The sequence below is a fragment of the Candidatus Eisenbacteria bacterium genome, assembly GCA_016235265.1.
Classification (GTDB): Bacteria; Eisenbacteria; RBG-16-71-46; order RBG-16-71-46; family JACRLI01; genus JACRLI01.
Genome location: JACRLI010000003.1, coordinates 20,993 through 43,847, shown reverse-complemented (window position 1 = coordinate 43,847; position 22,855 = coordinate 20,993). Strand labels below are relative to the sequence as shown.

Sequence of the window (22,855 nt, the reverse complement as noted above, 5' to 3'; positions counted from 1 at the left end):
CCGAACCCCGGAGCCTGGGAGACCGTGAACCGCCTGCAGGCCATCGCCGCCGACGTGCGCGCCGCCCTGGACGCCCGCATGCGCGCGCGGCCCCTGGGGGGATTCGCGCCCGGGCTCAAGCTCGGCGCCCCGGGACGGTTCCGCGCCGCCATCGCGCGGGCCTCGAAGGCGGAGCCGGTGCGCTTCATCGCCGAGGTGAAGAAGGCCTCGCCCAGCCGCGGACTACTGGCCGGCGACTTCGACCCCGTGGCGCGCGCGCGCGCCTACGCCGCGGGGGGCGCGGCGGCGGTGTCGGTGCTGACGGAGCCGCGGCACTTCCTGGGCTCGCCCGACCACCTGAAGGCGGTCGCCGCCGCCGTGCCGCTGCCCGCGCTCCAGAAGGACTTCACCCTGGAGGCCTACCAGCTCCACGAAGCGGTGGAGCTGGGCGCTTCCGCGGTGCTGCTGATCGCGGCGCTGCTGCCCTCGGGGCGGCTCGCGGCGCTGCGCGCCGCGGCCGAAGAGCTGGGGCTCGACACGCTGGTGGAGGTCCACGACGAGGCCGAGCTGGAGGCCGCGCTGGCCTCCGGCGCGCGCATCGTGGGGGTGAACAACCGGGACCTCAGGACCTTCGAGGTGCGCCTCGAGACCACGCTCCGGCTGGCGCCCCGCGTGCCCGCCGGAACCACGCTGGTGGGGGAGAGCGGCGTGACCGGGCGGGCCGACGTGCTGCGCCTGCAGGACGCGGGCGTGGACGCGCTGCTGGTGGGGGAGGCGCTGATGCGCAGCGGGGATCCCGCGGCCCGCCTGCGCCAGCTGCGCGGGGAGGAGCCGTGAGCACCCGGATCAAGATCTGCGGGCTGACGCGCCTCGAGGACGCCCTGCTGGCCGCCCGCCTCGGCGCCGACTTCCTGGGCCTGGTGGCCGCCGAGAGCCGGCGCCGGCTCACGCTGGAGCAGGCCCGCGAGGTGGCCCGCGCCCGGGAGTCGCACCCGGTGCGCACCGTGGGAGTGTTCCACCGCCAGCCGCGGACGCAGATTCTCGAGTGGATCGAGCGCGTGCCGCTCGACCTGGTGCAGGTGCACCCGGAGGACGGCACCGACTTCCCGGTGCCGGTGGTTCTCACGCGCCGCCTGGGTGGGCCGCTCTCCGAGGCCCCGCCGCCCCAGGCGGGATTTTGCGTGTACGAGATCTACGTGGAGGGTGTGCCGGGGGGCACCGGCCGGACCCTCCCTTTGGAGTGGCTGGAGACGGGCGTGGCCCCCGGGAAGTTCCTGCTCGCCGGCGGGTTGAACGCCGGCAACGTGGCGGAGCGCGTGCGCCGGCTTCGCCCCTTCGGCGTGGACGTCTCCGGCGGCGTGGAATCGGCTCCCGGGGTGAAGGACCCCGCGAAGCTCGCGCAGTTCATCGAGGAGGTTCGCCGTGCCGACCTGGGCTGAGCGCTACCCCGACGCCTCGGGGCATTTCGGGCCGTTCGGGGGCCGCTTCGTGGCGGAGACGCTGATGAGCCCGCTGGAGGAGCTGGCCCGCGTCTACGACGAGGCGCGGCGCGACCCGGAGTTCCGCGCGCGCCTGGACGGGCTGCTGCGCGACTTCGTGGGCCGGCCCACCCCGCTCACCTTCGCCGCCCGGCTCACGCGGGAATGGGGCGGGGCGCGGGTGTACCTCAAGCGCGAGGACCTGTGCCACACTGGCGCCCACAAGATCAACAACAGCCTGGGGCAGGCGCTGCTGACGCTGCGCATGGGCAAGCCGCGGGTGATCGCCGAGACCGGCGCCGGCCAGCACGGGGTGGCCACCGCCACCGCGTGCGCGCTGCTGGGGCTGGCGTGCGAGGTGTACATGGGCGAGGAGGACATGCGCCGCCAGTCGCCCAACGTGTTCCGGATGCGCCTGCTGGGCGCGCAGGTCCACGGCGTGTCCAGCGGCAGCCGCACGCTCAAGGACGCGGTCAACGAGGCGCTGCGCGACTGGTCGGCCAACGTGCAGCACACCCACTACATCCTGGGCTCGGTCCTGGGCCCCGACCCGTTCCCCCGGATGGTGCGGGATTTCCACGCGGTGATCGGCCGCGAGCTCCGCGAGCAGATGCGCGAGCGCGAAGGCCGCGCGCCCGACTGTATCGTGGCCTGCGTGGGGGGCGGCAGCAACGCCATCGGCGCGTTCTTCGAGTTCCTGGACCAGCCCGGTGTGCGGCTGGTGGGGGTGGAGGCCGGCGGGTTGGGCATCCCCAGCGGGCGCCACGCCGCCCGCTTCGCCGAGCCGGCGCCTGGGGTGCTGCACGGTACGCGCACGCACCTGCTGCAGGACGCCGACGGCCAGGTGCGCGAGACGCACTCCGTGTCCGCGGGCCTGGACTACCCGGCCGTGGGGCCGGAACACGCCTTGCTTTTTGAGAGTGCTCGGGTAGAATACGCGTCTGTCCCGGATGACGAGGCGGTGGCCGCGTTCTCCGAGCTGGGCCGGCTCGAGGGGATCCTGCCCGCGCTCGAGTCCGCCCATGCCGTGGCCCACGCAAGACAGCTCGCCCGTGAGCTCGGCCCCGACCGGACCCTGGTGATCAACGTGTCGGGGCGCGGGGACAAGGACCTGGACATCGTCCGGGGGCTCCTCCTGTAAGGACTTGGACGCACCGATGCGCCGGTAGCTCAGTTGGATAGAGCATCAGCCTCCGGAGCTGAGGGTCGGGGGTTCGAATCCCTCCCGGCGCACATTCCGCATCGAGCCCACGGGCCCCGCCGCCACGCGACGGGGCCCGCTGCGTTGCCGGCGGCGGCTTCCTCCGCGCCCGCCCGGCAGCTCGCACGCCGCGGGGGCCGCGCCCCGCGCGCGCCCGAACCCGGCTCCCCGCTGCGGCCGCCTTGCGCCCGGAGGCCCGATGCCCCAATCTGGATGCATGATTGCTGCGACCTGCGCCGCCTCGCGCCGCCGTCCGATCCTCCTTGCGCTCTGCGCGATGGTGATGCTGCTGTCCCAGCCGTCCACGCCGGCCCGGGCCGCCCGCGACGTCGCCGACGACATCTTCTACTCGTACATGCCCATCGCCTGGCGCGACTCGGACAACGACGCCAGCCGCTTCGGCGACTTCGGCGGCATGACCGCCGCGCTGCCCTACCTCAAGTACCTGGGCGTGACCTCGGTCTGGATGACCCCCGTCTTTCCGTCGCCGGCCTATCACGGCTACCAGCATGGCGAGGCGAGCCTGCTCAACCCCTCCTTCGGCAGCGAGACCCAGTTCCGGTCCTTCGTCTCGGCGGCGCACGCGGACACCGTGAAGGTGTACCTCGACTTCGTGTCCTACCAGCTGTCGCAGTCCTCGACCATGTTCCTCGACTCGTACAACCGGCCCGCCTCGCCCTGGACCCCCTTCCTGGTCTACACCAACGGCTCCAACAGCGCCTTCAGCGGGGGCGCCTACAACAGCTGGAACGGGGCGCGCGTGGGCACCATCACGTGGAATCTCAACCACGGGCCGGCGGGCGACACGCTGATCTCGTGGTGTCGCCACTGGCTCGACCCGCGCGGCGACCAGAGCCTGTCGGAGGGCATCGACGGCTACCGGCTGGACCACGTGGTGCTGGACGAGGGCAACGGCTACCACCTGGCGTGGTGGCTGCGCTGGAAGGCGGGGCTGCAGGCGGTGAACCCGGACGTGTTCACCTTCGCCGAGCAGGGGGACTGGGGCTCGCACGGCAGCGAGTTCCTGAACGCCCACGACGCCGCGTTCACCAAGCCGTTCCTGTTCGCGGCGCGGTCCGCCATTTCCTCGGCGAACGCCTCCGGGCTGTACAGCGAGATGCGCGCCACGCTGGCGTCCCTGCCGGCGGGGCGCACGTACCTGTGCACCCTGGGCGACCACGACGTGGACCGTCTGGCGTCGAACCTCGGAAACAGCACCGGCCGCGCGAAGGTGGCCGCGGCCATCCAGATGACGCAGCCGTTCCCGCCGGTGATCTACTTCGGCGACGAGCTGGGCATGCGCGGCACCAAGCAGAACTACGGCAGCGACGCCAACGACATCCCCATGCGCGAGCCGTTCAAGTGGAAGGCCGTCGCCGGGTCGCCGATGAGCAACTACTGGATCTTGAACAGCCAGGCCTACAGCGGCCGCTTCGCGAAGGACAACGACGGGCGCTCGGTGGAGGAGCAGCAGGGGGCGGCCGGCTCGCTGCTGGAGACCTACCGTTCGCTGATCGCGCTGCGCCGGGCGCACTCCGCGCTGCGGCGGGGCGCGTATGCCGAGGTGCCCAATTCCAGCGCCGCGGTATGGGCCTTCGCGCGCCAGCACGCGGGGCAGGAGACGCTGCTGGTGGCCATCAACCTGTCCGGGACGGCCGCCGACATCACCCTGGACCTCACCAAGTTTGACGTGCCCGGGGGCTCCACGCCGGTGCTGGACGTGATCGGCGGCGGCACGCTTGCCGCGCTCACCACGCTGAACCGCGCCGCCTACCCGCTGCACCTCGGCAGCCACGGCTGGGCCGTGCTGCGCGCGGGGGTGACGCCGCGTCCGGTGGTGGCCGGGCCGCAGGACGGCCGCAACATCCCCGCCGACCACGGGGCCCTGGCGCTGGTGGCCACGCAGGACAATGCCACCGCCATGGGTGACAACCAGGCCGAGTTGGACCAGCTCTACGTCAAGCCCGACAGCCAGGGGCTCCGCGTGGGCATCACCGGCAACCTGCCCTCCGACGGGACCGCCCTGGTGCTGCTGCTCGACACCCGCGCGGGCGGCCAGAACACGCTGCGCACGTCGGCCTTTACCGCGCCGCCCTCGGGCCTGGCCGAGCTCGACGGGCTCACCCTGGACCCCGGCTTCCAGCCCGACGCGCTGCTGTGGATCAACGCCTGGAGCGGCAACCTGTACGTGGACCACTACACGCTGGCGACCGCCGGCGGGGGCACGAAGCGCTACATGGGCGCGGCGCTGGTGAACAGCCTCGACGGCGCGCTCTCGGGAGGCGACAACCCGGCCGGCATGGCCGTGGCCCTCAACGACAGCAACACCGCCGGCGTGACCGCGGCCTCCGCCACCGCCGCGGCCTCCGCCAGCCTCGGATGGGAGATGCTCCTGCCGTATGCGGACCTGTTCCTGTCCGGACCGGGGCCGGACGTGGGAGTGATGGCCATGCTGGTGCGCCCCGATGGAACCGTGGGCAACCAGTTCCTGCCCGGCCTGGGTGGCGGCTACGGACTGCTCGGCCGCACGCCGCTGAACCTCGCCGGCGTGGCCGGCCCGCAGTTCGCGGTGATCTCCACCAGTCTCACCGCCGGCATCCCGCCCGCGGGGCAGAAGGCCTACGGGCTGCGCGTGGCCCCCAGCCCGTTCCGGGGCGGCGCCACGGTGCGCTACCGGCTGCCGCGAGCCATGGACATCAGCCTGGAAGTGCTGGATGTCGCCGGGCGCCGGGTGCGCGACCTGGGCACGTTCCTGGGCTCGCCGGGCTCGCATTCGCTGCCCTGGGACGGGACCGGGGAGGGGGGCGCGGCGCTGCCCAGCGGCATCTACCTGGTGCGCGCGCGCACCGCCGCGTGGGTGGAGTCCGCCCGCGTGGTGAAGCTTCGGTGACGTCTCCCGCGGCCGCGCTCCGCACCGCCTTTCTCCTCGCGGCCGCGTGCGCGGCCGGGGGCGCCGCCGCGGCCACAGGCGCAGCGGCGCCCGCGCGGGCCGCCGCACCCGAGCCGCCCGCCCGCTCCAGCCTTTCCGACTCCGTCCGCGTGACCTTCCTCGTCCAGGCCCCGGCATCCACGCCCGGGAATGCCACGCTGTGGATCTCGGGCAATGTCCCGGAACTGGGCGAGTGGAATGGCGCCGGCCTCCGGCTCGCCGCGCGCGGCGGCGGGCGGCACGCGGCCACGGTGGCGCTCGCGCGCGGGACCGCGCTGCAGTTCAAGGTCACGCGCGGGGGCTGGGACACCGTGGAGAAGGACGAGCGGGGCGGGGAGATCGGCAATCACGTGGCCACCGCCACCGGGGACGACACCTTGCGCCTCGCGGTGCGCACGTGGCGCGACCAGGCGGAGCCACCCGCGGCGTCGCGCGCCCGCACGCTCACCGGAAACGTGGTGGAGATGGCGGCGTTCAGCTCGCGCTTCGTGCGCGAGCGCCGGGTGTGGGTGTACCTGCCGCCCGGCTACGCCGCGGATTCCTCCGCCCGCTACCCGGTGGTCTACTTCCACGACGGCAACAACGTCTTCGACGCCGCCACCAGCTTCCTGGGAGTGGAGTGGGGCGTGGACGAGACCGCCGAGCGGCTCATTCCCACCGGCGGCCTGCCGCCCTTCATCGCGGTGGCCGTGGCCAACACGCCCGACCGCGCCGCCGAGTACACACCCGCCGCGGACGCCCGCCACGGCGGGGGCAGGGCCGCGGACTACGCCCGATTCCTGGTGGACGAGCTCAAGCCGCGCGTGGACTCCCTGTACCGGACCCTGCCGGACCCGGCGCACACCGCGGTCGCGGGCTCCTCGCTGGGCGGGCTCGTCTCCCTGTGGCTGGGCCTGGAGCGCCCGGACGTATTTGGAAGGGTGGCCTGCATCTCGCCGGCTGCGTGGTGGGCGAACCGCGACATGGTGCGGCGCGCGGGCGCCGCCGCCGGCCCGCGGCCGGGGCAGCGGACCTGGATCGACATCGGCACGCACGAAGGCACCGCGAGCGCGGGCCGGGCGGAGTGGCTCGAGGACGCCCGGGCCCTGCGTGACGCGCTGATCTCCCGCGGCTGGCGGGAGGGAGCCTCGCTGCACTACGAGGAGGTGGCCGGCGCGGCCCACAACGAGGGCGCGTGGGCGGCCCGCATTGACCGCGTGCTGGCGTTCCTCCTGGCCCCCTAGGCCCCTCCCGCAAGCTCCATTCCCACAATCGAAAGGCGCGGCGCATTCAAGTGGATTGAACGGCGTGCAGCGGCCTCCGCATGCGTCCGGCGGCGCCAGCTACCGGATTGCCGAATTGCCCCTCCTGGGCTACAATATTTACGCAAGTTTCCGCCTCCGACCGCCTCTCCCCGGGTGACGGCCGGATCCGGGGCGCCTCGGGCGCCCTTGGACCACGCACGCACCTTGGTACCCTGACGCCAGGAGCCCTGCCCATGAACGCCGTGAGGCGCGCCGCCGCCACCGCTCTCGCCGTGATTTCCCTCGTCGCCGTCCTCTCGCATGTCTCCACCGCCCAGGTCCGGAAGCTGGCCGACCCGCTGTTGGGCCGCGCGGCATGGCCCTCGAGCTCCCTGCTCGCCCTGGGCGCCGTGAAGGCGGGGGGGAGCGCGGACGAGGCGGCCGCCAACATCCTGGCGTTCTACGCCACCGAGGAGACGGGCCGGCTGGACCTCAGGGTGAGCATGGTGCGCATGGTGGACCCGCGAGACGGGCGGGACCACTTCGCCGCGCAGGGCGTGCGCGTGCTGGTGCTGGTGGACGACGCCCCCGGCGGGCGCACCGACCTGCCGCTGGGGCTCGCGGGTGTCTCGCCCATCGCCTGGGAGTCCTACGTGGAGCTGGGCGGAGCCCCCGCCGCGCCGCTGGCGGCCCGTCACGACGCCCGCGGAGCCGCGCTGGAGCGCCTGGACGCCACGCTGGCCCGAGTGGACGCGGATCGCGACGTGCTGGCGGCCTCCTTCGCCCTGCCCGGGTCGCTCCGCGGCAGGGTGGGAGCGGCTTCGACCGGCCGCGAGCCCGGGGCGCAGCCGGTCCGCTTCCACGTCATCTCGGTGGCCGGCGGAGCGGTGAGAGACCGGCTGGTCGTGCCCGCCGCGCCGCGCGTGTACGAGGCCTCGTGCGCGTTCGCCCACCACGGCAACCAGGGCCTGTCCTACAGCGACGTGTTCCACGGCCGGTCGGGGGCCGAGGCCTCCAGCGGCTTCGACGAGATCCTTTCGCTGCACCAGAACACGGCCGTCCCGGGCAACTTCCACCTGGCGCCGCTGCTGCAGACCTCCCAGCTGTGGGACCACAACACCGGCGACGCGCTGGACATGAACGCCTGGCTCGCCACAGGCGTGACGCAGGGCTGGGCCGGCATCCTGACCTCGGCGTACGGCCAGCACATCATGCCCTTCGTCACCAACGGCATGAACGACTGGTCCATCGACCGCGAGAAGGCCATGAACCAGTTGCGCTACGGCTACAACTCGCGGGTGGCGTGGATTCCCGAGCGGGTGTGGCTCTCGCCGACCAGCGGACCCACCGGCGGGGTGACCGACTGGATGGGGGACAACTTCGGCGGCCACGGCGTGAACGCCGTGATCCTCGACGACGACATCCACGGGCAGGGCTACGACAACCACCAGATCCACACCATGGCCGGCACCGGCCTGCGCGTGATCCTCAGGGACTCCAATTTCACCGGCAAGCTGCACGCCGGCGACGGCGCCGGCGCGCTGGCGATCCTCACCGGGCTGGCCGGCTCGGGCCAGGGCACCTTCCGCCTGGTGACCTACGGCGACGACTGGGAGATGGCCGCCGGCATGGGCAACTGGGCCACCGACATGCCGTACGCCTACGGCACCTACCTGTGGATGATCAACAAGTGCCAGGCCGAGGCCGCGTGGCTGCACACGTGGAAGCTGGACGCCGCGCTGGACAATCCCAACTTCGCCGGCAACCCCTCGATGAACGTGACCTACGGCACCTACGGCTCGATCGGCGGGACGGCGGGGTACGGCGGGAGCAACAACGCCTGGTACAGCGACTGGGCCGGCTACGTGCCCTACATCACCGGCGGCAACGGCAGCGGCGGCTGCGACCCGTCGCGCGGCGGCAACTGCGCCAACTTCGGCACCATGTGGAACACCGCCCAGGCGAGCCTCTCCTCGGCGGCGGTCAACAACATCAACGAGGCCGGCTTGCTCATGACCAACCTGCACGAGGAGGCCTGGCACGACTACCTGGGCGGACCGATCAGCGGCTGGGAGAAGAACTACTCGGCGCACGTGAAGAACGCCAACGTGTACGCCGAGGCCTCGCGCTGGGCCGCGGGGATGTACGCCAACCCCACCGGCGCCTATTTCAGCGACATCGACCACGACGGGTTCCAGGAACTGGTGATGTACAACGACCGGGTGATGGCGGTGTTCGAGGGCAACGGGGGGCGCGCGCCCTGGGTGTTCGCCCGGGGCCCGGGCAGCCAGAACTTCTCGGTGGTCGGCGTGGACAACGCCTACTGGTACGGCACCGAGGGCGACTACAACGACGGCAACCACGTGGCCGCCTTCAGCGACGTGGGTCCCAACTACCAGAACGACACCTACAACATGCGCGTGGACACCGCCACCGGCACCACGGTGCAGGTGACCCTGGACCACTACGGTGTGACCAAGACCTTCCGCCTCACGCTGGGCCAGCCCTACATCGACGCGGTGTACAACGTGGGCTCCACCACCCAGTACCTCCAGGCCGGCTGGACGCCCGACCTGGTGGACCTGGTGTGGAACGCGCGCATGGACCGGGTGTGGCCGGGCAGCTCCGCCTACATGGGCCAGCGCAACCCCAACACCGGGGCCACGGGCGCATTCGTGCTGGGCTCCGGGGGCGCGGCGCACCAGAAGGAGATCTCCGGGCGCATCATGAAGGGGGACGAGATCCGGGGCACCCAGAGCTTCGAGTTCTACCTCTTCGCGGGCGTGACCTCCGCGCCGGACCTGTCGGGCCACATCGCGGAACTGGACAGCCTGGCCGCGCACCTCACCGACCAGATCCCCCCGCAGGTGTCCTCGGCCACCTACTACCCGGCCTCGCGCCAGCTCAGCATCACCTTCAACGAGACGGTGAAACGCACGCCGGTGGTGTTCACCGGCATCGCCGTTGACGCCAACAACGACGGCACCGCGGAAGTCACGCTCGACAACTCCACCGTCGTGGCCAACGCGGTCGATGCGCCCACGCTGGCGCTCACCGTGAGCCCCGCGGTCGGCACGGCCATCGCCGGCCTGAGCCACACCAACCTGCGGCTGCTGCTCGCGACCGGCGAGGTGCAGGACGCCGCCGGCAACAGCGTGCTGCAGGTGCTCCACACCGACAACAAGATGATCTCGTACGGGCCGCCCACCTCGATCACCGTGGACGGCTGGGTCAACCTGGCCGAGTGGACCCAGTGCGCGGTGGCGGTGCGCGACTCCAACGATTCCCAGTGGACGTCCAGCAACGAGATCCAGTCGCTGCTGGTGGGCATGGACTCCACGTACCTGTACCTGGGGCTGGCGGGCACCGTGAGCCACAACTCGTGGCTCATCTACGTGGACACCGACCCCAACGGGGCCAACGGGCAGGCCGACCTGCGCAATATCGACGTGTGGAACCGCAAGACCCAGTTCACCGCCCCGGGCTTCAAGGCCGACTGGCAGTACGGCTGCTACCAGGACCAGGGGGCGTTCGACGCGAACAACTTCTGGAAGATCGTGTCCGCCACGCATGCGGTGGACTCCAGCTCGGCGGTGCTGATGGGCTTCGACTCCCAGCACGTCTACGGCTCCGGGGGCGGGAGCGAGCTGGCGATCCCCTGGAACGTCCTGTACGGCCTGGGCGCGGGGCGCGTGCCGGCCAACGCGAAGATCTCCATCTCGGCGGCGCTGGCGTGGAACGGGACCGGCGAGCAGCTGGGCGGCGACGTGGCCCCCAGCAACATCTCGGCCGCCCTGCCGGTGATCGACCGCGGGTACACCTTCACCGTGGACGCCACCGGGAGCGGCTATCCCACGCTGCCCGACCGGGTGGCCCCCACGCTGGGCTCGGCCTCCGCGTCCAACGACTCCACCGTGCTGGTCTCGTTCTCCGAGCGTCTGGACCCGGCCACGGCGCAGGCTTCGTCCAACTACTCGATCTACCGCACCTCCGATCCGCAGCAGACGCTCACGGTCAAGTCCGCGGTGCTGCAGCCCTCCGGCAGCGCGGTGGAACTCACCACTTCGCGCCAGTCCTGGCTGGATTACACGTTGCGCGTGAGCGCGGTGAGGGACACCGCCTGCAACCCCAACACCATCGTGGCCAACTCCACGCTGGCCTTCACCGGCGCCCCGGTGGAGGTGGGCGGGGAGCCCGCGCAGACCCGCCTGGCGCTGCTCCAGAACACCCCCAACCCGTTCGGCGCGGGGACGCGGATCCGCTTCGTGGTGCCTGCGGGGGCCGCGGGCCAGGACCTGGAACTCAGCGTGTACGACACCCAGGGCCGCCTGGTGCGGACCCTGGCGCGGGGACCGGCGCGAGTGGGAGCGCAGTCTCTCGCCTGGGACGGATCCGACGCGGGCGGCGCCCGGGCCGGCTCCGGCGTGTACTTCTACCGGCTGACGCTGGGAGGGGAGCGGTTGATTCGGAAGATGGTGCTCTCCCGCTGATCCGGCGCGCCGGGCTGGCTCCCGCCCGGGGCCAACTCGGGAGCCAACTCGGCGCTTTCGTCCCGGTCCCGGTTGTTCTAGAATGCCGGACGCAGCGTTCACCCCCGGGGCCGCCCGCCGGGCCGATTCGCGCGGGCCGGCGGTTCCAGGATTCGGGGCACGCATAGGGACGTCCGAACCTCATGGAGCGCCGCCCGCGGAAACGCGGGCCGCCCGCTCCCGGGGTGCCAGGGAACTTTGCCCACACTCGACCGGCCGCACCGCTCCCCGCACCACCCGCGCCCGTGGCGTCTGGCCGCGGCGGTGTGCCTGCTGCTGGCACTGGCCGCCTCCCTGGCCCAGGCGGTCACCGCCCGCCACCTGCGCGGCCGCATCCTCGTGGACGGCTACTCCGTCGATTTCGAGCCTGACGAGATCACCTTCGACAACACCCGGGTCCCGCCCGAGGAGTCCGATCACGACTCCCGCTGGCAGGACAACGAGGTGGTCCAAATCCACCTGACCTGGGACGGGGACTCGATCTACGTGGCGGCCGACGGCGTCATCAGCGCCAACAACATGATCGTGTTCTTCGACACCGGCCGAGCCTACCCCGGGGTGAACGACGAGCAGGGGCGGCCGTTCCAGGGGCTCAGCCGCATGACCGGGCTCAACACCTGGCGCAGGAATTTCGTGTTCGACAACGGCTTCCGCCCCGATCTCTTCCTCGCCACCTGGGACGGCAACACCACGCCGCAGCTGGTCTCCATCCTCGGTCCCAACCAGGCCCTCGCGGAAAGCCCCGCCACCGCCACCACCGCCGGCGCGTTCCGCAGCGCGGCGTCGTTTTCAGGCACGCTCCCGGGGCGCTCCATGGTGTTCGCGATCCCGTGGTGGAAGTTCCTGGGCTACCCCGATTCCACGGGCCTCGAGCGCCGCGTGGACCCGCAGCGCGGGGACACGGTGACCGTGCTGCCCGCGGGCATCGACACGCTGCGCTACGCCGCGGTGATCACCGCGGGCCCGGACGGCACCGGCGGCCCCGACGCCGCGCCCGACAACCTGGGCGGGTTGCAGGTGGACTCCGGGGTGCAGGAGACCATCGACAACTTCGCGTACCTCGAGGTGGACTCCGCGGGCAACGCCGCGGGCCAGCCCGCGCCGCCGGACTTCGGCGTGAACGTGCGCAGCCGGGTGCGCTTCCTGGTCCAGCCGCCGGTCGCGCCCATCCGCTTCCGCATCGAGAAGCTCCTCGTGACCCGACCCTCCTTCGCGCCCGGCCGGGGCCAGGTCACCCACTTCGCGTTCGACGTCTCCCCGAAGCTCACCCTGGAGCAGGCCGGCTCGCGCTCGCTGGTGCTCTCGGCGTCCGTGTACAACATGCGCGGGGACAAGGTGCGCGACCTCTACACTTCCCAGGGACGCAAGGTGAACGAGACCTCGACGGCGGCCGACACGTGGGACGGCCGCGACGACGGCGGGGCCCTGGTGCCCGGCGGCATCTACCTGGTGCGGGTGGTGCTGGAGCCCGAGCTGGCGCGCGTGGTGGCGCCCGTGGTGGTGGTGCGGTGAGCGCGCGCGTCCGCGGGCGTGGGAGTTCCGCAGCCGGCGCGCCCGCCGGGATCGTGCTCGCGCTGGTGGCCGCGGGCCTGCTCGCCGCGGCGGGCCCGGCCCGCGCGTGGTTCGAGGAAAGCGACGTCGGCTCCAGCGCCATCGGGTTCGCGCGGGCCTACACCGCGATTGCCGACGACCCCAGCGCCCTGTACTGGAACCCCGCCGGACTGGCGACCCTGGGACGGGGCGAGGTGGCCCTGACCTATTCCCGGCCGTACTCGGTGCCCGGGCTGACCTCCAGCTACGGCAGCGTGGCGCTCCCGGGCGGGCCGGGCACCGCGGCCGCCTCGTGGCACCACGTCGCGGTGGCCGATGCGTTGCACGAGGACACCTACACCCTGGGCGCGGGCCGCGAGATCTACCGCGGGGGCGGCGGGGTCCGGGTGAGCCTCGGGGCGGCGCTCAAGATCGCGCGCCTGTCGTTTCCCACCTACCCCGATCCCGAGACCGGCGCCACCGTGGACTTTGGCTCGGCCACCAAGATGGCCGCAGACGCCGGCGCCCTGGTGTTCGTGACCCCGAAGATCAGCCTGGCCGCCGTGGTCCGCAACCTGGGCGCGCCCGCCTTCAACCTGACCGGGGAGGAGGCCGGCGGGACCAGCCTCCCGGTGCTGTGGCAGCTCGGCGCGGCCTACCGCTGGGACCGCGAGTCCACCGTGGCCTTCGACCTGCGCAAGGCCACCGACGGCAAGGCCCACGTGAACCTGGGAGCGGAGATCTGGTTCTACGAGAGCTTCGCCATGCGCGCGGGCCTGACCGGCTCCGACGCCGCCGGGGGCATCAGCGTGAAGTCCCGCGCCTTCCTGGTGGACCTGGGCTTCCTCACCAACCAGCCGCTGGGCATCTCGTACCGCGCCTCGCTGCGCGTGCCCTTCGGGCGGAAGGAGTCGCAACCGTGAGGGCGGTCTCCGGCATCCCCGGGACGCGTCCTGCCGGGACGCGCGCCGCCGCGCTCCGGGCGTGCCTCGCCGGACTGCGCGCCGCCGCGCTCCGGGCGTGCCTCGCCGGACTGCGCGCCGTCGCGCTCCGGGCGTGCCTCGCCGGACTGTGCGCCGTCGCGCTCCAGTCGGCCCCGGCCGGAGGGCCGCTGGGGCCCGCACCCGTCCGCGCCGGGACCACGCTCGAGGGCGAGTACAACCTGATGCTCGACGTCCGCAAGCAGGACCGGCTCTACCCGTGGAACTTCGACTCCAACAACCAGGACACCGAGAGCCGGGCGGACATGTGGCTGTTCAGCCAGCCGCGCGTGGGCGTGGAGGCGTACCTCAAGTTCGGCGCCCGGTGGCACCCCTCGGACAACAGCAGCGAGCGGCCGGTGTTCCAGTACCGCGAGGCGCACCTGCGCTACCGCCTGCAGCTGGGCAGCCGGCCCGCCGACATCTACCTCTTCTCGAGGCAGAACCGCTTCTGGGTGGACAACCACCTGATCAAGGTCGTGGACTTCGATCCGCCCAGCAACGGCGGCAACGCCCAGGGCGTGCGCATCGACTCGCTGCGGTTCTTCGACGGATTCAACGCCACGGTGATCGCCAGCGACTTCAGCGGCGAGTTCGACCCCACCGGAAACCGCAAGGACGCGTCCAAGACCGACGACGCCTACATCATCCGCGCGCGCCAGGAACTGCTGGACAAGAAGCTGCGGCTGGGCTTCACCGCCAACCGCAAGGTGGAGAATGAGCCCGGGGAGGGCACCAACAGCCACGCCGACGTCCTGGGCGCCGACCTGCGCTTCACCTGGCGCAACATGGACTTCTCGCTGGAGTACGCCGCCAGCAGCACCGCCGGTCCCGGGCCGGTGGCGCCGGACAGCGTCCGCGACTACACCGTGGACGAGTCCGGGGCGCACCACCCCTATGCCGAGCCGGTGCTGCGCCGGAAGTTCCTGGGCATCCCGCTCAGCGACCGCGGCGTGTGGGTGGGGGAGATCCGTTCGCTCAAGCTGGGCAATCCCACGCTGGGTTACCTGAACGTGGCCCCCATCGGCTGGCTGCGCGGACCGCTGTTCGACAACCGGCTGGGGGACTCCAACCGGGACGAGCGGGGCTTCCTGATCAACACCTGGTACCTGATGCCGGCGCGCGCCATCACCTTCACCAACAACTTCCTCAAGTACGAGAAGCGGGCCAGCCTCCGGCGCAAGGTGAAGGAGTGGTACTCGGAGGCCTACATCGAATTCGTGAACGGGTTCACCGGCAAGGTGTTCTACCGGCGGCACCGCACCGTGGACCAGCTGGGCGGCGGCCTGGAGCGGGAGGACCGCAACGACGACATCTACGCGGAGCTGCAGGTGGAGAGCCGCCTGGCGTGGCTGCGCATCGAGGGCAAGATCAAGAACCTGTCCACCGAATTCGAGAAGCAGCTCGCCAGCATCGAGACCAGCGTGAACGTGGGGGCGAAGACCAAGGTGTACTCGCGCCTGATGTTCGGCAACGACCCCACGGGCCTGCGCCGCATCCTGTTCACCCAGCTCCAGTACCGGCCGGCGGGCAACATGGACCTGTTCGTGGAGTACGGCCCGGGCTGGATCGGCGGCGGCTCGCGTCCGGTGGACGACGGAAACCTGGAAGGCAACGGCTTCCAGCGGGATCTCATCAAGGTGTACTTCAAGGGGAAATTCTGATGCCCGGGCGCGACGCGGCCGGGACGCTGGGCCGGCGGACCCTCCGGGGCCGCGCGGCGGGGGACCTCCGAATGAAACTGGCGAAAGTGCCCGGCAGGCTGGGCCTCCTGGCGGCCGCGCTGGCGGCACTGACCGCACTCGTGATTTCCGCGGCGGCGCCCGCGCGCGCCGAGGTGTCGGTGACCGCCGACGGCATCCGCTTCACGTACGTGAACGCGGGAGCGGAGAAGGTGTTCTGGGTGGGCGCATTCAACAGCTGGAACAACGGCGCCAACCCCATGATCCGGGAGGGCGACACCTGGAGCGTCACCCTCAAGCTCCCCGCCGGCGAGCAGCAGTACAAGTTCTACGTGGACGGGCAGTGGCTGGCCGACCCGGACAACCAGGTCACCGCCGGGGAGTTCGGCAACTCCGTGGTCCGCGTCACCGCGGACGGGAAGCTCCAGGCACAGGCCGCCACCTCCAACACCCCGCTCAATCCCAAGCTGGTGATCGGCGGACGGTTCATCACCGAGTACATCTCGCGCAAGAACCCCGCGGACGAAAACCGCATGGAGCTGGGCCGGCCCACGTTCGACCTGGATGTGAACTTCGCCGCGCGGATGAGCGACGTGCTGGACGCCCGCGTCCTGACCAACATCCAGAGCGAGTACGACGGGGTGCAGTTCTTCCGCACCCGCCTGAACTTCGACCGCGGCTCCCTGCGGCTGCACACCGACCAGATCGACCTGCTGGCCTTCGACAACGACTCCATCCCCGCCTGGGGCGACCCGCTGGGCCTGGTGGGCAACATCGGCATCTACCGCCACGCATTCGGATACCGGCAGCAGGGGATGCAGGCCCGCCGGACCCTCCTCGGCGCGGACGTGCGCCTGCTCTACGCGGACAACTTTCAGCCGGGGGGCACGGGCCGGCCGACGCTGGCGGTGGTTCCCCTGGTGGTGTACTTCGGTCCCGGGACACCCCGGTTCGTGGGCCCCGCGTTCGCGGCGGACTACCAGCGCAGCTTCGGCGACCAGGCCAAGAACGTCCTTGCGGTTCGCGCCGCCCGCGAGCTCAAGCCGGGCCTGACCCTGGGCCTCAACGCCCGCCTGGACCGGGGCCAGAACCCCGGGCTCGCGGTCATCGCCGAGCCCAGCGTCATGGATTCGACGGGGCTGGTCATCGAGAAGCGGATCACATCCGCCACCCAGGCCATCGAGCGCTGGTGGGCGGCCGGCGCCGACGCCGACTACGCCCGCGGAGGCCACCGTGTGCGGGGCGGATACCTCTTCGGTCGGAACATCCTGGACACGGGATCCTCCGGCTCGGTGTCCCGCTCGTACTTCTTCAGCCGGAACGACTCCACCATCTGGAGCACCGTGGTCCAGCCCGGCGTGCTGCCACAGGACTTCCGCCTGGCGCGGGACCACCGCGCGAAGCTGGAGTGGTCCGGCCCGCTGTTCGGCGGCGCGCGCGCCGCGCTGGGCTGGGAACTGCATGCCACGCACGTCTACGCCCTGGGCAACGACAGCGCCAAGGCCTACAGCGACTCGCTGCGCGAGATCCCCGACCTGTCCAACCGCGTGTCGGACTGGACCGCCCTGCTGGAACGGGAGTGGCAGCGGCCGGGAGGACGCCGGCTGGCGGCCCGGCTGGCGCTGGACTACTCGGTGTTCCACTACGCGGACAACACGCCGTGGCTGCACCAGTTCTGGTTCGACCGGCGCAATTTCTGGCTCGACACCGGGGAGCACCGGGTGTCCTACGACCGCCTGGTGATGCTGGGCGGCGACAACGTGGTCAGCTGGAAACCGTCCCTCTCCGCCGACGTGCTGCGGGACGGGCGCCTGAACCTCCGCTGGCAGGGGACCTGGAACTGCGTCTCCTTCGACACCCGGCCCAAGTACATGGAGAACCTGTTCCAGGCCACCCTGAAGGCCGGCTCGCGCACGCAGCTCTACTGGGACATGCGCTGGGCCAAGTACGACGACCCGGTGCTGCAGCTGGGCCACGGCTATGTGGACCAATTCCTGCGGCTGAGCTACGCGTTCAGCCCCACCATCAGCTTCGAGGGCTCGCTGGGGGTGGACCCCTTCGTGCTGGACCCGCCGGTGAACGAGTATGCGTACGTGGGGCGCGACCTGTTCCTGTTCGCCAGGGGCGCCAACGGGGCCAACGCCCAGGACAACTACCTGGGCCTGGCGCGGCTGATCCCGGCGGCGGAGAAGGCGCTCGAGGACGAGCGCCGCATCCAGCTGCGCGCGGTGGTGAGGTTCTAGCATGGGGGTCTTTCGCGACTGCCGGGGCGCCGCACGCGGCCTCCGCGCTTCACGCGGCCTCCGCACCGCGGTCGCCGTGGCCCTCCTCGCCGGGCTGGCGGCCTCCGCCGGCTGCGGCTCGCTCAATTTCATCAAGCGCCGCCTGCCGCCGCTGGCCGGCCAACAACTGGGGGGCCGGCCAGGCACAGACGGGCTCGTTCCGGATCGGCGAGATGACCCGCGGCGCCGACGGCGTGTGGAGCCGCACCGAGCAACTCCCGTCGGGACGCTACCAGTACAAGTTCAAGGTCGACGAAGTGAACTGGAAGGAAGACCCGAACAATCCGGAGCGCGTGGACGACGGCTACGGCGGGTTCAATTCCCTCTTGATCGTGAAGTGACGCCCGCGCGGCGCGCGGGAATCGAGGATGAGCGCATGAACCCGAGAATGCGGCCTGCCACCCGGAACCTGGCGATCGCCACGCTCCTGTGCGCGTTTTCGCTGCTGCACTGCGACCGCGCCCCGAACCGCTCCCTGCTCACGCCCACCGGCGGCGGGGGCGGACCCACCTGCAAGTCGAAGTTCACCAAGATCCAGGTGGCGGGGGACTTCAACGGCTGGAGTCTCACCGCGGCGCCGTCCATGACCGCCGTCGGGTGCGTGTGGACGGCCACGGTGCTCAACGTCACCGCCGGCGAGCACAAGTTCAAGTTCGTCACCAACGGCGCCTTCGACAACCCGCTCGACTACGGCTCGGACGAGGTGTGCCGCCCGGCGCTCAATGGCACGATCAGCGCGGTGAGCGGCTCCGGCACCGCCATCTGCGTCACCTTTGCCAAGGCCGCCAACTATCGCTTCACCCTCGACGAGGAGGCGCTCACCTTCCGGATCGAGGAGGTGGTGGTGCAGCAGCCGGCCACCCTCCGGGGGAGCGTGGCCTTCGGCGGTTCCCCCCCGGCGGGGCTGAAGGCGGCCGTCACGGCCCTCCTCGCGGGCACCCAGACGGTGGCCGCGTCCGACACCACCGCCCAGTCGTTTGTCTTCGAGGGCCTCGAGGCCGGCCGCTACGACGTGCGCTTCGCCGCCCCCGGCTACCTCGACACCGTCCGCGCGGGCGTGCTCGCGGCGGCCGGCCAGACCGTGGACCTGGGCCCGACGGTGCTGCGCACCGGCTGCGCCTCGCAGTTCCACACCATCCAGCTCGCCGGCAATTTCAACCCCGACCTGTACGGAAATTTCGACCTGGCGCGCTCGCCGCAGATGACGAAGATCGCCGGCTGCGTGTGGCAGGGCACGGTGAACAGCGTCACCGCCGGACAGCACTACTTCAAGATGGTCACCGACGGCGCCTTCGACAACCCCAAGGACTACGGCGGCGACGAGGGGCGCTGTCTCACCGTCACGCACGACACGCTGCTGACGCCGGTGCGCCAGGTGAGCGGCACCGGCACCGCCCTGTGCGTCACGTTCCCGGACGCCGGGAACTACCGCTTCACGCTGGACGAGTCCGCCGGCACCGTGCTGGTGGAACGCCTGGTGGTGGCCAACCCCGGCTCGGTCACCGGGCACGTCCTGTTCCCGGGCACCCCGGCCGCGGGCGCCCGGGCTTCGGTGAGGGTCTTCGCCGCGGGCACCGCCAACCAGCTGGGCGCGGACAGCACCGCCGCCGGCGCCGCCAGCCAGGCCTTCGCTGTCCCCGGCATCCCGCCGGGCAGCGTGGACGTGCGCGTGGCCGCGGTGGGCTACCGGGACACCAGCAGGACCGGGGTCACGGTGACCGCGGGGCAGGCCGCCGACATCGGAACGCTGGCCCTGACCGCGGTGGTGGGCTGTGTCTCCCGGGCGCACACGAGCATGATCCTGACCGGCAACTTCGCGCAGTTCCCGTCCTTCGACCTGTCCCGCTCGCCGCACATGACCCGGCTGGGCACGTGCCGCTGGCAGGTCACCGTGGACAGCGTCAAGGCCGGGGAGAAGTTCCTGAAATTCGTGGTGGACAGCAGCGCCACGCGGGACGGCTACGGCGGGGACGAGAACAACTGCCTGGCGCTCAGCCCCGCGGGCGGGCTCACCTCGGGCGTGACGCACACGCCGGGCGTGGGCGGCAACCTGTGCGTGACCTTCACCCCCGGCCGCTACCGGTTCACGCTCGACGAGCAGAGCCTGACCTTCACCATCGAGAGACTGGCCCCGGGAGCCCCGCGCCGGACCGCCTGGCGCGCGCCCCGATGAACGAGGAGACCGATCCATGAGGCACTTCCGGCTCATTCCCGCCGTCGCGGCCCTGATGCTGGCCACGGCGCTGCCGTGCGCCGCGGCCGACGCGCCGAAGACGCAGACCCTGCAGGCGGAGAAGCTCGAACTGAAGGCCGAGTCGGGCAGGGGCGCCGTGTCCGGATGGCTGGTGCAGGCGGGGAGGAAGAGCACCTTCACCGCCACGGCGGTCTCGGTGAAGCGGCTGGAGGGCGGCGCGCTGCAGGTGGAGCTCACCGACGCGGTGCTGGAGGAAGTGAAGGCCACGGCCGTCGGCGCCCCGGTGAAGGTGGACGGAGGCTGGCGCTTCACGATGTCCGCGGAGGCGGCCCGCACGGCGCTGGGCAAGGACCCCGCCTCGGTGACCCTGGCGGGGGACTTCAACAACTGGAGCCCCAACGACGCCGCCACCGCCTGCCGGCTTCAGGACGGCGTGTGGACCGCCGTGATCACGCTGCAGCCGGGCAAGCACACCTACAAGTTCGTGCTCGACGGCGGCGCCAAGTGGAAGGAAGACCCGTCCAACAGCGAGAAGGTGGACGACGGCTTCGGCGGCTCGAACTCGGTGGTCAACGTCCCGTAGCCGGCGGAGACGCGGGCCGGGCCGGTGATCCCGGGGCCCCGGCCCTTGCCGCGGCCCATGCCCGGCGGCCGGGACGGGCCTCATCCCAGGAGGAGTGCGAATGCGGTTGGCGTGGGCGATGGCGCGCGTGGTGGCGACGGCGGCGGTGGCCGGGGCCCTGGTGCTCGCGGCAGGGTGCGGGAGGGCCCCCGGCAGCAAGGTGACGATCACCGTCTGGGAACAGATGGACCCGCCCGAGCGCGCCCAGTTCGAGAAGCACATCGCCGAGTTCATGAAGCGCGACACCAACGTGGTGATCGTGCACCAGAACTACGACACCGAGACGCTGCGCACCCAGTTCCAGACCGCGGCCAACGGCGGCTCGGGCCCGGAGATCGTCTTCGGCCCCTCCGACCAGGTCGGGCCGTTCTCGGTCATGGGCATCATCCAGCCGCTGGAGCAGGTCGAGGGGCTGGGGCCGGCCTACTTCGCCGGCTTCGAGGCCGCCAGCCTGGACACGCTCGACGGGCACCTCTACTACGCGCCGGACCAGATGGGCAACCACCTGGTGCTGATCTACAACCGCAGGCTGGCGCCCCGGCCCCCCGGGACCACCGACGAGCTGATCGCGATGGCGCGCCGGGCCACCGTGCCCGGCAGGGGGGGCGCCCCCGGCACCTACGGGCTCGTGCTCAACATGGTGGAACCGTTCTGGCTGGCGCCGTTCCTGGCCGGCTACGGCGGCTGGGTCATGGACGCGCGCAACCAGCCCACGCTGGACTCGCCGGGCATGGTGCAGTCGCTGCGCTTCCTCTCCGACCTGCGCACCGTGCACCGGGTGATCCCGCAGGAGTGCAACTACCAGGTGATGGAGACGCTGTTCAAGGAGAACAAGGCCGCCTTCCTGGTGAACGGCCCGTGGTCGTGGCAGGGCTATCGCGCCGCAGGCGTGGACTTCGGCATCGCCCCGCTGCCCCGGGTGAGCTCCACCGGGAACTGGTGCGCGCCCATGACGGCATCCAAGGGCTACTCCATCAACCGGAACTGTCCCAAGGGCTCGCTGCCCGCGGTGGTGGCTCTCCTGAAGTACCTCACCGGCCCCGGGGTGCAGGCCGAGAACGCGCGGGCGCTGCTCACGCTGCCCAGCGCCACGGCGGCCTACCAGGACTCCTTCGTGAAGTCCGACGAGTTCCTGCGCCAGTCGCGCGCCGCGTACTCGCTGGGCCGGCGCATGCCGGTGGTGCCCGAGATGCGCGCCATCTGGGACGCCATGCGGCCGCAGATGGAGCGGGTGCTCAACGGGCAGACCTCCCCGGACTCCGCGGCGAAGAACATGCAGGCCATGGCCCTCAAGCAGATCCGGCTGATGAAGGAGTAGGAGCGCATCCGTGGCTCGCCGGCCCTACCGCTCATTCCCGTACCTGCTCGTCGCCCCGGCGGCGGTGGTGATGTTGTCGGTGGTGTTCTACCCGCTGCTGTACAACTTCCTGCTGGCGTTCCGGAACATGAGCCTGTACCACTTCCAGGTCACCGAGTTCGTGGGCCTGAGGCACTTCCGCGCCATCTTCGCAGACCCCTCGTTCTACTCGGTGTTCGCCAAGACGCTGGTGTGGACGGTGGTGAACGTGTTCTTCCACGTGACCCTGGGGGTGATGCTGGGCATCCTCATCAACCGCCCGCTGCCGGGGCGCGCGGTGATGCGGGCGCTCCTGATCCTGCCCTGGGCGGTGCCCCAGTACATCAGCGCCCTCACGTGGAAGGGGATGTTCAACTACGAGTACGGCGCCATCAACCTGATGCTGACCCGGCTGCTGCACCTGGCCCCGGTGCCGTGGCTCTCCGACGCGTTCTGGGCCTTCGTGGCGCCCATCCTCACCAACGTGTGGCTGGGCTTCCCGTTCATGATGATCGTGACCCTGGGCGGCCTGCAGAGCATTCCGCAGGAGATGTACGAGGCCGCCGACATCGACGGCGCCACCGCCTTCCAGAAGCTCACCCGGATCACCCTGCCCATGCTGGCGCCCATCCTGGCGCCCGCCATCGTGCTGGGCGTGGTGTGGACCTTCAACAACCTCAACATCGTGTGGCTGGTGACCGAGGGCGGCCGCCCCGCCGACCAGTCGCACATCCTGAACACCTATATCTACAAGAGCGCCTTCGCGTACAACCGGTACAGCTACGCCGCGGCGTTCTCGGTGATCGTGTTCCTGATCCTGCTGGGGTTCCTGCTGCTGACCGCGCGGACCCAGAAGCGGCAGGCGGGCGCGTGAGAAAGGGACGGAACGC

Annotated in this window: 15 protein-coding genes and 1 tRNA gene; all 16 read left to right on the top strand. The window is 71.3% G+C overall.

Annotated elements, in window-relative coordinates; all coding sequences use genetic code 11:
• Positions 1–24: 24 nt before the first annotated feature.
• Entirely contained in the window at positions 25–816 is a 792-nt protein-coding gene (trpC, locus tag HZB25_01750; GenBank protein ID MBI5835944.1) for an indole-3-glycerol phosphate synthase TrpC, read from the top strand.
• Positions 813–1,418 carry a phosphoribosylanthranilate isomerase gene (locus tag HZB25_01745; GenBank protein MBI5835943.1) on the top strand — a complete coding sequence of 202 codons (606 nt, stop codon included), beginning with the start codon at positions 813–815 and terminating at the stop codon, positions 1,416–1,418. Before trpC ends, HZB25_01745 begins: the two co-directional genes overlap by 4 nt.
• Positions 1,402–2,598, top strand: a complete 1,197-nt coding sequence (gene trpB / locus HZB25_01740) for a tryptophan synthase subunit beta (protein ID MBI5835942.1) — start codon at positions 1,402–1,404, stop codon at positions 2,596–2,598. Before HZB25_01745 ends, trpB begins: the two co-directional genes overlap by 17 nt.
• Positions 2,599–2,616: 18 nt before the next feature.
• A tRNA-Arg gene (locus HZB25_01735) sits at positions 2,617–2,690 on the top strand.
• A gap of 167 nt (positions 2,691–2,857) precedes the next feature.
• Complete coding sequence (locus HZB25_01730) at positions 2,858–5,548, top strand: DUF3459 domain-containing protein (GenBank protein ID MBI5835941.1); 2,691 nt, start codon at positions 2,858–2,860, stop codon at positions 5,546–5,548.
• Positions 5,545–6,810 (top strand): carbohydrate esterase, encoded by a 1,266-nt coding sequence (locus HZB25_01725; protein MBI5835940.1) that lies wholly within the window; start codon positions 5,545–5,547, stop codon positions 6,808–6,810. The genes HZB25_01730 and HZB25_01725 overlap by 4 nt, the downstream gene beginning before the upstream one ends.
• 254 nt (positions 6,811–7,064) lie before the next feature.
• Entirely contained in the window at positions 7,065–11,300 is a 4,236-nt protein-coding gene (locus tag HZB25_01720) for a T9SS type A sorting domain-containing protein (protein ID MBI5835939.1), read from the top strand.
• A 237-nt stretch (positions 11,301–11,537) separates the two neighbouring features.
• Positions 11,538–12,851, top strand: a complete 1,314-nt coding sequence (locus tag HZB25_01715; protein ID MBI5835938.1) for a hypothetical protein — start codon at positions 11,538–11,540, stop codon at positions 12,849–12,851.
• A complete protein-coding gene (locus HZB25_01710) occupies positions 12,848–13,792 on the top strand; it encodes a hypothetical protein (GenBank protein ID MBI5835937.1) in 945 nt (314 codons plus the stop codon). The genes HZB25_01715 and HZB25_01710 overlap by 4 nt, the downstream gene beginning before the upstream one ends.
• Positions 13,789–15,513, top strand: coding sequence for a hypothetical protein (locus HZB25_01705; GenBank protein ID MBI5835936.1), 1,725 nt, complete (start codon positions 13,789–13,791; stop codon positions 15,511–15,513). The genes HZB25_01710 and HZB25_01705 overlap by 4 nt, the downstream gene beginning before the upstream one ends.
• Positions 15,514–15,584: 71 nt before the next feature.
• Positions 15,585–17,774, top strand: coding sequence for a glycogen-binding domain-containing protein (locus tag HZB25_01700; protein MBI5835935.1), 2,190 nt, complete (start codon positions 15,585–15,587; stop codon positions 17,772–17,774).
• A gap of 212 nt (positions 17,775–17,986) precedes the next feature.
• On the top strand, positions 17,987–18,154 hold the full coding sequence (locus HZB25_01695) for a glycogen-binding domain-containing protein (GenBank protein ID MBI5835934.1): 168 nt from the start codon (positions 17,987–17,989) through the stop codon (positions 18,152–18,154).
• Positions 18,155–18,189: 35 nt separating this feature from the next.
• Positions 18,190–19,986: a carboxypeptidase regulatory-like domain-containing protein gene (locus HZB25_01690; protein ID MBI5835933.1), complete on the top strand. Its 1,797-nt coding sequence runs from the start codon at positions 18,190–18,192 to the stop codon at positions 19,984–19,986.
• A gap of 334 nt (positions 19,987–20,320) precedes the next feature.
• Positions 20,321–20,590, top strand: coding sequence for a glycogen-binding domain-containing protein (locus HZB25_01685; protein ID MBI5835932.1), 270 nt, complete (start codon positions 20,321–20,323; stop codon positions 20,588–20,590).
• A 100-nt stretch (positions 20,591–20,690) separates the two neighbouring features.
• Positions 20,691–21,947 carry an extracellular solute-binding protein gene (locus HZB25_01680; GenBank protein MBI5835931.1) on the top strand — a complete coding sequence of 419 codons (1,257 nt, stop codon included), beginning with the start codon at positions 20,691–20,693 and terminating at the stop codon, positions 21,945–21,947.
• A gap of 70 nt (positions 21,948–22,017) precedes the next feature.
• A complete protein-coding gene (locus HZB25_01675; GenBank protein ID MBI5835930.1) occupies positions 22,018–22,839 on the top strand; it encodes a sugar ABC transporter permease in 822 nt (273 codons plus the stop codon).
• Positions 22,840–22,855 lie beyond the last annotated feature (16 nt).